A 14,290-nucleotide genomic window follows, 5' to 3' on the forward strand; every position below is an offset into this window, starting at 1 on the left:
GACGATGGCCGATACAACACCGCAAAGCCTCGGGCGGCCAACTGGCATCGGCTCGATTCCCCTGGCCAAGGGGTTTGCGACCATCGTCGTTTCGACCCTGGCCCTGATCCTGCTTTGCGCCATCTTCGCGCCTTCCGCGGTCACCGCCGGGTCGTTGATGGGCAGCCTTCCCTTCGCAGCGGTTCTGGGGATCGTCGGGCTGGGCCAGATGCTGGTCGTTCAGCAGGGCGGCTTCGACCTGTCGGTGCCGGGTTCGGTGTCGCTGGCAGTCGTCATCGCGACCCACATGCCAAACGGAAACGACGCGATGCTGGTGCAGGCCATCTTGGTCGCGGTCGGCTTTGCCCTGGCGGCCGGTATCCTGAACGGCATCATGATCGCCTATTTCCGCCTGAACGCGATCGTGGCGACAATTGGCATGAATGCGTTGCTATATTCTGCCGTCTTCGCCATCTCGGGTGGCGTGCCGCGGATCACGACAAAGCTGCTGGCGTCGATTGCGGGCGGACAGACCATGGGCATTCCGCATTCGGTCTTCATCGCTGCCGGCATTCTTGCCATCGTATCCTTCGCGCTGAAGAAGACCGTCGCCGGGCGTCGCTTCGAGGCGATCGGCGCCAACCGTGTCGCCGCGCGTGCCGCCGGACTTGGCGTCAAGCGCTATCAGGCCATGGCCTACGTCATGGCGCAGCTTCTGTACTGCACCGCGGGGGTGTTGATTGCCGGCATCACGCGCGAGCCGACCGCATTCCAGGGCAATTCCCTGCTCCTGCCTTCGGTCGCTGTGGTGGTGCTTGCCGGTACGTCCTTGCTGGGAGGACGCGGCTTTCCGATCTCGGTCGTGATCGCGGCCTTCTTTCTAAACCAGCTCAGCCAGTTCGCCCTGTCGATCGGCGTGCCGTATTCGGCCCAGACCATCGTGCAGGCGCTCGCGCTCGTCTTCGGGATCGGGGTCTATTCGATCGACTGGACGAGCCGTTTCACAACCAAGACGAAAAGTCCAAAGGAGGAGGAAACCCATGAGACTTTCGATGCTTAAAGGGGGCGGTGCCATCGCGGCGCTTGGCCTGGGGATGGTTCTGTCGGCAGGCGCCGCAACCGCGCAGGACACACCGTCCTGGTGTGGCCCGAACGAAGCGACGCTTGCGCTGCTCGACGGGTTTGGTGGCAACAGCTGGCGACTTGTGACCACGGCCTCGGGCAAGCAGGAGGCCGAGAAGTGCCCCTCGATCACCGAGTATTTCTACGCCGACGGCCAGGGGGATACCCAGAAGGCGATTTCCGACATCAACTCCATGGCCGCGCGCGGCGTGGACGCGATGGTTGTCTTCGGTGACGCCGGCCCGGCCGTGCTTCCCGCGCTGACCAATGCCTTCCGTTCCGGCGCGGTGGTCGTGCCCTATCGGGTGAACGTCGGTGGGGAGGCAGGCCGGAACTACACCCGCTTCATCGGTGCGGATTTCGTCTATGATGGCGAAAGCTGGGGCACCTGGATCAAGGAGAACTTCCCCGACGGTGCCAACATCCTGTTCCTGTCCGGCCCTGCCGGCAACAGCCAGGGCCTGGACGAGCTGAAGGGGATGAAGAACATCCTCGACGACAGCTATACCTTCCTGAACCCCGACCCCTTTGCCGTCACCAACTGGGACCCGTCCCTGACGCAGCAAGTTCTGTCCGCGGCCATCGCGCAGCATGACGACATCGACGTGATCGTGTCGGACTTCGGTCCGTCCCTCGTGGGGGCCCTGCCGGTCTTCAAGAACTTCGACCGGTCGATCCCGGCGCTTGCCACTTCTGACGGCAACTCGCTCGGCTGCTTCTGGCACGAGAACCAGGCCGACAACCCGGACTTCAAGCTGTTCACCGTGGCGACGGGCAATGACAACGTGCGCCTCGCAGTGCAGTGGGCCATCGCCGAGGCGACGGGTGGCACCCCGCCCGAGGCCGAGATCTTCGAAGCACCGAACTTCGAGGACTCGACGGATGGCGACCCGAGCGAGGTGCAGTGCCGCGATGATCTGCCGGGGGCAATCTACCTGTCCTCGCAATTGTCCGGTGATGAACAGGCGAAAGCCGTCGGCCAGTAATGGCCCTGTCCCTGGGCGGATGTGCCGCCCGGGGTGCCGCACCCGAACCCCTGATCTGCGGAAAACGAACGGATGATACCTTTGGCTGACATTGTACCCGACCAGACTGCCCGGGATATGCGTGAACCTGACGCCGGGACGCCTTTGGTTCGCTTGTCCAACGTGTCCAAATCCTTTGGAGCTGTCCGGGCATTGATCGACGTCAGCGTCGACATTCATGCCGGCGAAGTCCACGCGATCCTTGGGGAAAACGGGGCGGGAAAATCCACCCTGATGAATATCCTGACCGGCGTGCTGCAACCCAGCACCGGCACGATCGAGGTCGGTGAGCGCAACGTCATGCCGCTCACCCCCGAAACGTCGTCTGCTCTTGGTATCGCGATATCGTATCAACACCCTGCCATCCTTCCGGACATGTCCGTGCTGGAAAACCTGCAGGTGGCCTTGCCGTCCAGGATTTTCGAAGCGGAGCGGGACGATCATGTGGGGCGCCGATTGCTGGATGATGTCGGCCTGCACGTGCCACTGAATGCGCGCGTCGATGCCCTGACCATCGCGCAGAAGCACCTGTTGGAACTGGCCAAGGCACTTGCGGTGAACCCCAAGGTGCTGATCCTGGATGAGCCGACGGCAGCTCTGGACCAGGACGCGACAGACATGCTGTTCGACCGCGTGCGCCAACTGAAGGCTGGAGGCACTGCGGTCATCTACATCACCCATCGTCTCGCCGAACTGCGTCAGATCGCAGATCGCGTTACCGTTCTGCGTGACGGTCGCCATCGGGGCAGCGCGCTTGCCAGCGAAATCAGCAACAGCGAGCTTCTCGACCTGATCGTGGGGCGCACGCTGGCATCGGCTTTTCCGCCGAAATGCCCCCAGAGCGATCCCCAGATAAATTTCGAAGTGCGTGGCCTGAGTGGCCGCAAGTTCACCGACGTGTCATTCAACGTCGGGCGCGGCCAGATCATCGGCGTCGCCGGGGTTGAAGGGAACGGTCAATCCGACCTGATGCGCGCCCTCGTGGGGCTGCAGAGCTATTCCGGCGACATCAAGCTTGCCGACCGCACGCTGAAACCGGGAGAGCTCAAGGATATGGCGGCATTCATGCCGTCCGACCGACACGAAGAAGGGCTGGCCGCGGATCTGACCATCCGCGAGAACGCGACTTTCGCGTCGCTCGACAAATACGCCTCCGGTGGGGTGCTGAGCCGTCGGCGGGAGCATGAAAAGGTGCAGGACGTCTTTTCTTCGCTTGCCGTGAAGGCGTCCGGGCTGGAGGCCAAGGTGTCGTCGCTTTCGGGCGGCAACCAGCAGAAAATCGTGATGTCGCGGGCGCTGTTGTCCGAACCGGGTTATATCATCGCGGACGAACCGACCCAGGGTGTCGATGTGGGCGCGCGTTTCGAAATCTACCGTATCCTGCGCGAGGTTTCGGATGCGGGAACGCCGGTGATCGTCAATTCCTCGGACGCGGCCGAACTGGAAGGGCTCTGCGATATCGTCATCGTCATGTCGCGGGGGCGCGTGGTCGAAACCCTGCGCGGCGACGAGATCACGGAGGCGCGTATCGTCGGCGCTGCGGTCGAGGCCGATACCCATGCGCATCACGCAGATGAGGCGCGGCGTTCGGAAGGTGGCTTCGCAGCAAAGTTCCGTCATTTCGCCCAGACAGACAATGCCACCATCATTCCGCTCGCCATCGTGGCCGTGGCATTGGCGCTCTTCGTCAGCGGTCAGAATGAAAACTACCTTTCGGCCTTCAACCTGTCGAACATCCTGATCCTCGCCACGGCGCTCGGTTTCATCGCGCTCGGTCAAACCATCGCGCTCTTGATGGGGGGGATCGACCTGTCCGTCGGACCACTGGCCGGGTTCTGCGTGGTCATCGGCTCCTTCTTCATCAATGACGGCAACGCGGCGGCGACGATGGGCCTGGGCTTTGCACTGATGTTCGGGGCTGCGATGGTCGTCGGGCTGATCAACGGGATACTCATACGCTTCGCCAACTTCACCCCGATCGCCGCGACGCTTGCCATGTTCATAGGTCTTCAGGGTATGAGCTTTGTCCTGCGGGACGGGCCGGGCGGCTATATCTCCTTCGACGTGATCGACACGCTGACCTGGCGCTTCGGCGCGGTCCCGGTCGCCTTCATCGTCATGGTGGCGCTGGCCATCGCCATGGAGATCGGCCTGCGCCGCGCGCGCCCTGGCTGGCAGCTGCGCGCCGTCGGATCGAACGAGGAATCCGCGCGTCGGATCGGGGTGCGGACGGACCTGACATTCGTACTGGGTTACGTCGGGGTGTCGGTCCTGACCGCCCTGGGGGCGGTCATGCTGATGGCACAGATCGGTGTCGGCGATCCGGCGCAGGGGGTGAACTACACGCTTGGCAGTATCACCGCGGTCGTACTGGGCGGGACCAGCCTGTTGGGCGGGCGCGGCACCTTCATCGGTTCGGTTCTGGGGGCAATCCTGCTGACCGAAGTGCTGAACGCGGTGTCGTTCCTGGGCCTGTCGCAAAGCTACCAATATGGGTTTCAGGGCCTGCTGATCCTGGCGGCCGCGCTCATCTACACCACGGCTCGACGGCGACGCGAAGAATAACGGCGGAGCCACCGACTGCAATGCGACGACCGCCTCCGGAACGGAGGCGCAGGGAGGGATCATGCCCGCACCATTCATCTACTCCGCCAGCCCGGGCCGCGTCGTGTTCGGCCCCGGAAAACTGGCCAGCGTCGGCACAGAGATCGAAGCGCTCGGATGCCGCCGGGCCCTGGTTCTGTCGACCGAGTTTCAAAGGCCTGACGCGGACGCGCTCGCGGCGTCACTTGGCGGCATGGCTGCCGGCACCTTCACCGAGGCGGCGATGCATACGCCGGTCAGCGTGACCGAAAAGGCGATGACGGTCTATAAGGAGAGCGGCGCCGACTGCGTCGTTGCGCTTGGCGGCGGATCCACCATCGGGCTGGGTAAGGCCATTTCCTGGCGCAACAATGCGCCCCAGATCGTCGTGGCCACCACCTATGCCGGGTCCGAGGTGACAGATATCCTCGGCCAGACGGAAAACGGTCGCAAGACCACGGTGCGGGACCCGAAGATCCGGCCCGAGACCGTGATTTACGATCCCGATCTGACCCTCGGCCTTCCGGTCGCGATGAGCGTATCGAGCGGGCTCAACGCCATGGCCCATGCCGTCGAGGGGCTCTATGCGCCAGACGCCAACCCGGTTACGTCGCTGATGGCGGTCGAAGGGCTGCGTGCGCTGAAATCGGCCCTGCCCAGGATCGTCGCCGCGCCGGAAGACCGCGATGCCCGGGCCGAGGCGCTCTATGGTTCCTGGCTCTGCGGTATTGTCCTTGGGTCGGTTGCCATGTCGCTTCACCACAAGCTTTGCCACACGCTCGGTGGCGGCTTTGACATGCCGCATGCCGAAACCCACGCGATCCTCATTCCGCACACGGCCGCCTACAATGCCACCGCTGCCGCGGACCGGCTGTCGCGTGCCGCAGAGCTGTTCGGTGGTGACCTCGGCGGTGGCCTCTGGGACTTCGCCAGTTCGATCGGTGCGCCTCTGGCGCTCGCCGATCTCGGCCTGAAGGACAGCGATCTCGCCAAGGCCGCCGACATGGCGGTCGAGAACCCGTACCAGAACCCGCGCGAGGTCACTCGCGACGGCATACTTGACCTGCTGACCCGCGCCCACACCGGGCAGCGGCCTGTGACGAGCTGAAGGGAAAGGCCGACATGAACACACATCCCGAGATCGCTTATTTCACCGAGGATGCCTCGGTCGAAACCGTAAACGCGCGGATTGCCGACAGCGCCGACCCGCGCCTCCGCCAGGTGATGGAAAGCCTGGTCCGCCATCTGCATGCCTTCGTTAAGGACGTGGAGTTGACCCAGGAGGAATGGGGCGTCGCCATCGATTTCCTGACCCGCACTGGCCAGATCTGCGACGAGAACCGGCAGGAGTTCATCCTGCTATCCGACGTGCTGGGCGTGTCGATGCTGGTGGACGCGATCAACAATCGCCGCCCCACCGGCGCCACGGAAAACACCGTGCTGGGCCCGTTCCACGTCGACGGCGTGCCGGAATACGAGATGGGCGCGAACATCACCAAGCAGGGCGGACGCGAGACCTGCCGCTTCGAGGGCAGGGTCACCGATCTGGATGGCAACCCGGTCGAGGGTGCCCGCATCGACGTATGGAGCGACAGCGAAGACGGCTATTACGACGTGCAACAGCCGGACATCCAGCCGCGCCATAACAACCGGGGTGTCTTTACCACCGGACCGGACGGGCGCTACTGGTTCGACGGGATCAAGCCGGTGTCCTACCCGATCCCCGATGACGGGCCGGTCGGCCAGATGCTGGGGCATCTTGGACGCCACCCCTACCGCCCCGCGCACATGCATTTCATCGTCGGCGCCGAGGGATACGACCCGATCACCACGCATACTTTCGTCGCCGGGGATGACTACCTGACCTCCGACGCGGTCTTCGGTGTGAAAGGATCGCTGATCGCCGAGTTCGAACCTGTCACGGGCGGCGACACCAAATGGCGGTCACCCTATGATTTCGTTCTCCACAGGGTCGGTCAGGGGCAGGCGCGATGACCAGATCCGACACGTCGCCCCGCATCGCCTTTATCGGGACCGGAGCGCAGGGCGCCTCCATCGCCGCCGATTTCACCCTCGCCGGCCTCGATGTGACGTTCATTGATCAGTGGCCCGCCCATGTGGACGCGATGCGGGAACAGGGCATCACCGTGAACCTGCCCACCCGGCAGCTACATACGCCGGTCAAAGCGCTGCACCTCTGCGAGATCGCCGAGATCAAGGAACCGTTCGACGTCGTCTTCATGGTCGTCAAAGCCTATGACACGAGGTGGGCCGCCGAGATGATCAAGCCGGTCCTCGCCGAAGACGGCTTTGTCGTCGGCCTTCAGAACGGCATGACACATGAAGATATTGCCGACATCGTCGGTCCGCATCGTACCATCGGGGCGGTCATCGAAATCGCCTCGAACATGTGGGAGCCGGGGATCACCACCCGCCAGAACGACACCGACGAAAGCTGGTTCGCCATGGGCGCGCTGGACCCCGCACAGCAGCCACGGGTGCACGCCGTTGCGGATCTTCTGCGGAACTCGGGTACGGTCGAGGTAGTGGATGACATCCGGTCAGCCAAGTGGATGAAGCTTGTCGTCAATGCCGCCGAGCTCATTCCCTCGGCCATCATCGACACGGCCTTGAACGACGCCGCCCGGGACCCGCAGTTCCTGGAGGTCATGCGCAAGGCCGGCTACGAGGCGATGGAGGCGGCACTTGCCGATGGCGCCACGATCATGCCGATCATCGGGATGCCCCCGGTGATGAGCAACCACCCGGAACGCTACGTGGACCAGATCTTCGACAAGGTCCTGTCCACCTTTTCGCGTGAAGACACGCTCACGACATCTTTGCAGGACTGGCGCAAGGGGCGGCGGGCCGAGATCGACGAGGTCAACGGGCTGGTCGTGGATATTCTGGCCGCGCATGGCAGAGACGCACCCGTGAACCGGCTGGTCGTCGACATGGCGAAACAGATCGAAAAGGGAACGCGTTCGGCCGCACCCGAAAATGGCGCGGAACTGATTGCATCCTGCCAGGCGCCGTGACCGGTAGAAGCGACGCATGCGCCACCGGCTTGCGGACTTGTGCACAAGCGGGGTCCTTCTGCGGCAAAGGCATCTTTTGCGCCGTTGCATCGACGGTGACTAACAGAACACACCGGGTGCACAGTATGTCATGTATCAGGGGGCGGCGCATGATTGCCGGACTTCCCGGCGGTATCACCGCCACGACCGCGCTGCGGTAAGGGACGACCGACAATCTGTGTGGTTGGACTGAAGGGAACGGTCCTTTTACCGTACATGCCTGACTCCATCAGTTTTGAAACGGTCGCTAACTTTCGGTCGTCAACCTGTTGCCAGCACGAACACCTGCGCGTAGCCGCTTGCGTCGGATGTGTAGACGACCTGCTTCCCGTCTGGCGAAAAGCGCGGATGGGGATGCGTATGTTGCGGCGCGTGCACTTTGACCGGCCCGTTATTGTACGGGAAGGGATGCGCCCAATGCGCCCCTTGCGACGTCGCTTTAGGCTCCGTCAGGAAGCGCGGGGCGTCCGCGCCGGACAGATCCAGCACATGCAGGCCCCGGTCCGGAAAGTTGGTGTCGCAGACCAATTTGCTGCCGGTCGCGTCGGGCGCGCCATGCCAGACCGGGAAATCGGTGATCGGGGTCACGGCCCCGGTATCGGGGTCGATCTCTCCCATGCCGTTCGGCCAGTCCACGAACAGTACCGTGCGGTGACCGGGACGCCAGACCTCGTGGGTGATCCACTGCAGGTCGTGCTCCCGCTCGAAGATGCGGCGGTTGTTGCCGGCGCGATCCGTGATCCAGACCCGGTCGGTCATCGGTCCGGCATAGAGGATCAGGTCCTCGTCATCTGGGCAGAACTGGGGATGGCCGATTGTCGGGGCCTCCAGGAAGACCTCCGCGCTTTGTGCTTCGGTGTCGATCATCCAGAACTGGCTGACCTTGCCCGCCTTGACCGGAACGGCCCAGTAGCGGCCACTGGCAGACAGGGCGGTGGTGCCCATGGCGGCCCCGACCATGCCGGCCTCGCGCATCTCGGTGCTGTCGAAATGGGCCAGCGTTTCGACCGTGCCATCGCGGGTGGATACGCGTTTGCCTTCCTGTCCGGCCACATAGTAGATCCAGCGCCCGTCCTTCGAGGGGATCACGGACCATTCGGCCAGCGCCGGTTCCTCGGTCAGCTGGACAAGCTCCGCGCCCGGTTCCCGCTCGACATAGATCTGCGGCTTGCCGGTCCGGTGCGAGATCAGCACGAGAAAGGACATCGCCGCATCCCAGGCATCCACGAAGAAGAACGGCTGGTGGTGGATCGACGGATGGTCGGTCACCTGCCGGATCTGGACGCCATTGGATTGGTGCACGATGCGGCTCTCGGATTTCAGGGCAAGGTCGGTCATGATTACTCCGCCGGGTTGGGAAGGCGTTCAGGGCTGCGTCGCGACAGGATCGCGACGCCGATGGTGATGGCCCAGCCTGCGATCAGCGCGACCAGCCAGAGGGTGGAGCCCGATGGCGCGATGACCGCGACAAGCCCCGTCGCGCCGATCACGCAGCGCATCGGCCAGCCAAGCGGGCGACCGGCCCAGCCGCCGAAGGCCACGGCCCAGAGCGCGGTGGATGCCAGCAGCGACAGGGCGCTGAAGCCGATTTGCGCGGCACTGCCCTGGGCCAGCACGCCGGGGTCGAAGACGAAGGCGAAAGGCACGAAGAAAGCCACCAGCGAAAGCCCGAAGGCCGACAGGCTGGTCTTCACGGTCGAGGCCTGCCCGACCGCCGCCGCCGCGAAGGAGGCCAGCGCCACGGGCGGGGTCACCATCGAGAGCACGCAGTAGTAGAAGATGAAGAAATGCGCCGCCAACGGTGCGATCCCGAGGTCCTGGATCGCCGGAACGAACAGGACGGCGCCGATGATGTAGGCGGCCACGGTCGGCAGGCCCATGCCCATCACGATGCACCCCACCATGGCCAGCATCAGCGACAGGTAGACCGACCCCTCGGACAGCGACAGCAGCGAGCTGGCGAACTTGAGCGCGAGGTTCGATTGCACGGCGACCGCGATGATCAGGCCGATGGCCGCGATCGGAACGGCAACTTCGGCGGCCTGTTTCGGCGCGTCGCGCAGCGCCTCGGCCACTTGTTTCGGTCCGATCCGGGTCGCGCGGCGCAGGAAGGGCACGACAAGGCAGGCGGCAGCGGCGATCACGGCCGAGTAGGAGGCAGAGAACCCGTTCACCAACAGCCCGATCAGAAGGATCGGCGGAATGATCAGGTGCAGCCGCGGGCCGATCGCGTCGGTTTCGGACACCTCCTCCGCAGTCAGGGCGCGCACGCCTTCCCGACGGGCCGATAGGTCGACCACCAGGATCAGGGCCAGGTAGAAGGCAACCGCCGGGATCAGGCCGGCAAGGGCGATCTGCGCGTAGGGCATGCCCAGCAGTTCTGCCATCACGAAGGCTGCGACCCCCATGATCGGCGGCATCAGCTGGCCCCCGGTCGAGGCGATGGCCTCGATCCCCGCGGCGCGGTGAGCGGACAGACCGGTGCGCTTCATCAACGGGATGGTGAACACCCCGGTCGAGACGACATTGGCCACCGCAGAACCCGAGATCGAGCCCATCAGCGACGACCCGATGATCGCCGCCTTGGCGGTGCCGCCGGTCGCGCGGCCCGCGGCACGGATCGCGAGGTCGATGAACAGCTGGCCACCGCCGACGGCCGAATAGAAGGCACCGAAGAGGATGAAGTAGAAGACGAAGCTGACCGAGGTCGAGGTCGTGATCCCCAGCACACCCGCGGTGGTCATGGTGGTGATCTCGGTCGCCGCTTCGACGTCGAAGCCCCGGAAGTTCAGCCAGCCGGGCAGGACGTTCCCCCAGAAAGCATAGGCGATGAAGGCCAGCAGAACCCAGACGAGGATCATGCCGACCGCGCGACGCGACCCTTCGAGCAGCAGGAAGACGAGAAGCGCGCCGAAGAAGATGTCGGTGGCGAAGATGGGCGAGACGTTTTCCATCCGCGTGGTCAGGCGCTCGAACCCGGTGATGTAGTAGCCCAGGACCGCGATGGCCCCGAGGATCAGCAATGTGTCGATCGCGACGCGAAGGGCGCGGGGCAGGGCCTCTGCCTCCAGCGGCTTGTAAAGAAACAGCAGCACCAGCATCGCCGAAAGATGGACGGGGCGTTCGAACAGGGGCTGCTGCGGTTCAAAGAGCAGCCAGACCTGGAACGCGATAAGGACGATACCGATCGCAAAGGCGATGGCCCGGACGGGGCTCTCGGTCAGCAAGGCGCGCATGTTCTCCTCCATTCAGCACATCGCGTGGATCGGGACTTTCGGGAAAGGCACGGCCGGTCGGCCCGGCCGTGCAGAAGGCCTTACATCAGGCCGGCTTCGCGGTAATAGCGCAGCGCACCGGGGTGCAGTTCGATCCCGACATTTTCAGGCAGCATGGCCGCCTTCGGGTCGAACCGGGCCCAGGCCCCATGCGAGGATTTGAGCTGCTCCGCGTTTTCGATGATCGCCTTGGTGATCTGGTAGGCGGTGTCTTCATCCAGCGAGGCATTCGCGATCAGCACGGTGCCGAGGTTCGCGCCAGTCGTCGCAGTGGACTGACCCTTGTACCAGTCCGGACCATAGCTGCCGGGCGTCAGGCCGTTCTTTTCAAGAACGTCCATGGCCGGCTGCGGCACGTCGAGGAACACGACATCGGCGGTCAGGGCGACCTCGGTGATCGTCGGGTGCCCCTTGATCATCGTGTCGATGTAGATGTCGGCATTGCCGTTGCGCATCTGGTCCGGGATCTGGCCGGTGCCGACCTGGATGATGTCGCCGCCATTCGCCTTGATCTCTTCAGCCGAGGTGCCGAGCCCCTCGAAGATCATGTTGGCGACCGGCACGGCAGAGGACCCGACAGGCTTCATCAGCACGCGGACCGGTTGGCCCGAGGACATGATCTCGGCCAGGTCGGTGGTGCCCATCTTGTCGGTAAAGGCCTTGCGGGCCATCGCGCCGACATAGACGCTGTTCAGGCCGCCGACGAGGGCGCGAATGTCGGGGGCGCTCATGCCCTCGTAGACACCTTCGTTGCCTTCGCTGGCCCAGACAGCAGAGGCCTTGTTGGACAGGGCGATCTCTGCCTTGCCACCCTGGACGACCATCGGGTTTGCGATGCCGCCCCCACGGGCGATCACCTCGACCGAATTCTCGCCGAGGATCGGCTCGATGATCTGCTCGAGCGTCGCGGCGAAGACGTACCAGGACGACCCTTCGCGCATCGCGCCGATGCGAACATCCTGCGCGGCGACCGATGTGGTCAGGACGGCGGTTGTGACGACAGCCGTCGCGACGTGGCGCAGGCCTTTGAAATTATAGTTGAACATGGTTTCCTCCCTTGTTGCAGAATGCCCCCGGAACGGGACCGGGGGCAAACGGGTCGTGCGTTATTCGGCGGCCATTGCCAGATCGACACGGCCGATACCGGCTGCGTCGAAGGACGCTTCGATTTCACGTTCGGCCGCTTCACCGAGGTCCTTGAGGGGTTCGCGGATCGTGGCGTGATCCAGCAGGCCGCGATGACGCAGGCCGATCTTCAGGGCAACGGTGCCCTCCATGTGAGACCCGCGATGGTACACCGTCTGGGTCACGGGCAGAAGCTGTTCGTGGATCTTGCGGGCCCGCGGATAGTCCTGCGCCTTGCCGGCGGCGATCAGGTCGATCAGCAGTTCCGGCGCGATGTTGCCATAGCCGACCAGAAGGCCATCCACGTCGAACATCGTCGGAAGCAGCCATTCGTCGTGGCAGGACAGGACCTGCAGGTCGGGCTGCGCTTTCTTCAATGCAGGGATCTCGGTATACCAGCGCTTCATGTTGCGCACGCCGTTCTTGGTGGCGACACAGCCGGGCTGCGCGGCGATCTCAAGCTGGGTGTCCAGGTCGTAGGTCGCCTTGGTCGCGTCGGGATACTGGAACAGGATGGTCTGCAGGCCGCCCTCTTCGTAGATCGCCTTGTAACGATCCTGCGGGGCACCTTTCTGGAACCCGAAGCGCAGCCAGCCATGGTTCGGGTAGACCAGCGCGCCGGTGGCCCCTGCATCGAGCGACCGCTTGGATTCTTCCGCGGCCACCTTGGTGCCTTCTCCGGTGATGCCCGCGATGATCGGGATATCGACCGCATCCTTGTAGGCGCGGATCAGTTCGAGCCGTTCATCGGTCGTCAGGAAGGTGCCTTCGCCCGCATGGCCGAGGATGACGAGCGATTTCACCTCGTCGAAGCTGGCCAGCCATTTGGCGATGCGCACGTTCGCTTCCATGTCGAGCGAACCGTCACGATTAAAGGCGGTGACGGGGGCCGGGTTCAGGCCACGTAGGTCCATGGGTTGCATGTCGGAATCTCCTCCAGATGCGGTTTTTGTCCGTTCGACCCGCCTTGATTACCACGAATGGGAACGTTTGCGGGAACGTTCCCAAAAATGCATTGCCAGTGGGAGGTGTCAAGTGGTAGTTTTCGATCAAGCAAGTGCAGGCACCGGAGCGCGCAATATGTCGGACGAGGAAATTCCAGCGAGATCAAGGGCTCGGGTCACGCTCCACGACGTGGCACGCGAAGCCGGGGTTTCGAAGTCGACCGTCTCGCGGATGCTGGACGAAAGGCTGCCGAACAGCGACTCGCCAAGGGCCAGGCATGTGCGGGACGTGGCACGACGACTCGGCTATGTGCGCGATGTCTCGGCCGCCAGCCTGCGCCGTGGCTCTACCGGAACGATCGGCGTGATCGTCCCGCGTCTGACCGACACGGTGATGGCGATGTTCTACGAAGCCGTCAGTGCCGCCGCCGCGCAACAAGGTCGTTTTGCCATTGTTGCCACCACCGACGACAACCCCGATGCCAGCCGCAAGGCGGCGGACGCCCTGATCCGGCGCGGGGTCGACGGGCTGATCCTGACCACGGCCCGCGAAGGCGACGATCTTGCCGATGAACTGCGCGAACGCGGCGTGCCGTTTGTCTTTGCCCTGCGTCACAACGGCAAGACCTCGGCGTCCGTAGGAGATGACCAGCTGGGTGGTTATCTCGCGACACGGCACCTGATCGACCTCGGTCACAAACGCATCGGTATCATCGCCGGACCCGACTATGCGACGAGCTCTCTCGGTCGTCTGGCCGGCTACAGGCAGGCGCTTGAAGAGGCCGGGATAGCGGGTGCGCCTGAGCTTATCGTGCCCTCGACCTTCAGTATCGAGTCGGGCGAAACCGCAGCGCGGTCGCTTCTTGCCCTTGCGGAGCCGCCGACCGCCATCTTCGCGATAAACGACAATACCGCGATCGGCAGCATGTCCGCGATAGCGCAGGCCGGGCTGTCCGTTCCCAGGGACATCTCTCTTGTCGGGTACAACGATATTCCGATTGTCAGTCGTCTGCCGGTTCCGATGACCTCGGTTCGCATGCCATTCGCACGCGTGGCAGAGGTTGCCCTGCAGCTCCTGTTCGATACCGAGAACGCTCCGGGCATCATCAAGATCACGCCCAGCCTAATCCCGCGCAAGTCGACCGCAGCACTTGGGTAGG

General features: G+C 64.0%; 11 protein-coding genes. 7 read left to right on the forward strand and 4 right to left on the reverse strand.

Annotation, left to right across the window (positions count from 1 at the left end):
* Window positions 1–4: 4 nt before the first annotated feature.
* The 6 genes from ATO9_RS19080 to ATO9_RS19105 all read left to right on the forward strand — a co-directional run bounded on the left by ATO9_RS19080 (window position 5) and on the right by ATO9_RS19105 (window position 7,747).
* Window positions 5–1,039 (forward strand): ABC transporter permease, encoded by a 1,035-nt coding sequence (locus ATO9_RS19080; RefSeq protein WP_052418463.1) that lies wholly within the window; start codon window positions 5–7, stop codon window positions 1,037–1,039.
* Window positions 1,020–2,087: a substrate-binding domain-containing protein gene (locus ATO9_RS19085; protein WP_043753201.1), complete on the forward strand. Its 1,068-nt coding sequence runs from the start codon at window positions 1,020–1,022 to the stop codon at window positions 2,085–2,087. Before ATO9_RS19080 ends, ATO9_RS19085 begins: the two co-directional genes overlap by 20 nt.
* A gap of 192 nt (window positions 2,088–2,279) precedes the next feature.
* A complete protein-coding gene (locus tag ATO9_RS19090) occupies window positions 2,280–4,691 on the forward strand; it encodes an ATP-binding cassette domain-containing protein (protein WP_202902164.1) in 2,412 nt (803 codons plus the stop codon).
* 61 nt (window positions 4,692–4,752) lie between these two features.
* Entirely contained in the window at window positions 4,753–5,817 is a 1,065-nt protein-coding gene (locus tag ATO9_RS19095; protein WP_043753204.1) for a maleylacetate reductase, read from the forward strand.
* 14 nt (window positions 5,818–5,831) lie between these two features.
* On the forward strand, window positions 5,832–6,704 hold the full coding sequence (locus ATO9_RS19100) for an intradiol ring-cleavage dioxygenase (protein WP_043753206.1): 873 nt from the start codon (window positions 5,832–5,834) through the stop codon (window positions 6,702–6,704).
* The gene (locus ATO9_RS19105) at window positions 6,701–7,747 is read left to right on the forward strand and encodes a ketopantoate reductase family protein (RefSeq protein WP_043753208.1); all 1,047 of its coding nucleotides are present in this window, start codon (window positions 6,701–6,703) and stop codon (window positions 7,745–7,747) included. The genes ATO9_RS19100 and ATO9_RS19105 overlap by 4 nt, the downstream gene beginning before the upstream one ends.
* A 300-nt stretch (window positions 7,748–8,047) precedes the next feature.
* Here ATO9_RS19105 and ATO9_RS19110 read toward each other — a convergent pair whose 3' ends face one another.
* From ATO9_RS19110 to ATO9_RS19125, 4 genes are all read right to left on the reverse strand, one after another.
* Window positions 8,048–9,124 carry a TolB family protein gene (locus ATO9_RS19110; RefSeq protein ID WP_043753210.1) on the reverse strand — a complete coding sequence of 359 codons (1,077 nt, stop codon included), beginning with the start codon at window positions 9,122–9,124 and terminating at the stop codon, window positions 8,048–8,050.
* Window positions 9,125–9,126: 2 nt separating this feature from the next.
* Window positions 9,127–11,022 carry a TRAP transporter permease gene (locus ATO9_RS19115; RefSeq protein ID WP_052418465.1) on the reverse strand — a complete coding sequence of 632 codons (1,896 nt, stop codon included), beginning with the start codon at window positions 11,020–11,022 and terminating at the stop codon, window positions 9,127–9,129.
* Between the two features lie 80 nt (window positions 11,023–11,102).
* Window positions 11,103–12,107 (reverse strand): TAXI family TRAP transporter solute-binding subunit, encoded by a 1,005-nt coding sequence (locus tag ATO9_RS19120; protein ID WP_043753212.1) that lies wholly within the window; start codon window positions 12,105–12,107, stop codon window positions 11,103–11,105.
* A 60-nt stretch (window positions 12,108–12,167) separates the two neighbouring features.
* On the reverse strand, window positions 12,168–13,109 hold the full coding sequence (locus tag ATO9_RS19125; protein WP_043753213.1) for a dihydrodipicolinate synthase family protein: 942 nt from the start codon (window positions 13,107–13,109) through the stop codon (window positions 12,168–12,170).
* A 157-nt stretch (window positions 13,110–13,266) separates the two neighbouring features.
* On the opposite strand from ATO9_RS19125, the gene ATO9_RS19130 reads away from it, so the two are divergent.
* A complete protein-coding gene (locus tag ATO9_RS19130; protein ID WP_043753216.1) occupies window positions 13,267–14,289 on the forward strand; it encodes a LacI family DNA-binding transcriptional regulator in 1,023 nt (340 codons plus the stop codon).
* The last annotated feature ends 1 nt before the right edge of the window (window position 14,290 follow it).

The organism is Pseudooceanicola atlanticus, from assembly GCF_000768315.1.
Lineage (GTDB): Bacteria > Pseudomonadota > Alphaproteobacteria > Rhodobacterales > Rhodobacteraceae > Pseudooceanicola > Pseudooceanicola atlanticus.

Bases quoted from the DNA above. Each gene is read 5' to 3' on its own strand.
- ATO9_RS19080 (WP_052418463.1), top strand. From the start codon at position 5: ATGGCCGATACAACACCGCAAAGCCTCGGGCGGCCAACTGGCATCGGC.
- ATO9_RS19085 (WP_043753201.1), top strand. From the start codon at position 1,020: ATGAGACTTTCGATGCTTAAAGGGGGCGGTGCCATCGCGGCGCTTGGC.
- ATO9_RS19095 (WP_043753204.1), top strand. From the start codon at position 4,753: ATGCCCGCACCATTCATCTACTCCGCCAGCCCGGGCCGCGTCGTGTTC.
- ATO9_RS19100 (WP_043753206.1), top strand. From the start codon at position 5,832: ATGAACACACATCCCGAGATCGCTTATTTCACCGAGGATGCCTCGGTC.
- ATO9_RS19105 (WP_043753208.1), top strand. From the start codon at position 6,701: ATGACCAGATCCGACACGTCGCCCCGCATCGCCTTTATCGGGACCGGA.
- ATO9_RS19110 (WP_043753210.1), bottom strand. From the start codon at position 9,124: ATGACCGACCTTGCCCTGAAATCCGAGAGCCGCATCGTGCACCAATCC.
- ATO9_RS19115 (WP_052418465.1), bottom strand. From the start codon at position 11,022: ATGCGCGCCTTGCTGACCGAGAGCCCCGTCCGGGCCATCGCCTTTGCG.
- ATO9_RS19120 (WP_043753212.1), bottom strand. From the start codon at position 12,107: ATGTTCAACTATAATTTCAAAGGCCTGCGCCACGTCGCGACGGCTGTC.
- ATO9_RS19125 (WP_043753213.1), bottom strand. From the start codon at position 13,109: ATGCAACCCATGGACCTACGTGGCCTGAACCCGGCCCCCGTCACCGCC.
- ATO9_RS19130 (WP_043753216.1), top strand. From the start codon at position 13,267: ATGTCGGACGAGGAAATTCCAGCGAGATCAAGGGCTCGGGTCACGCTC.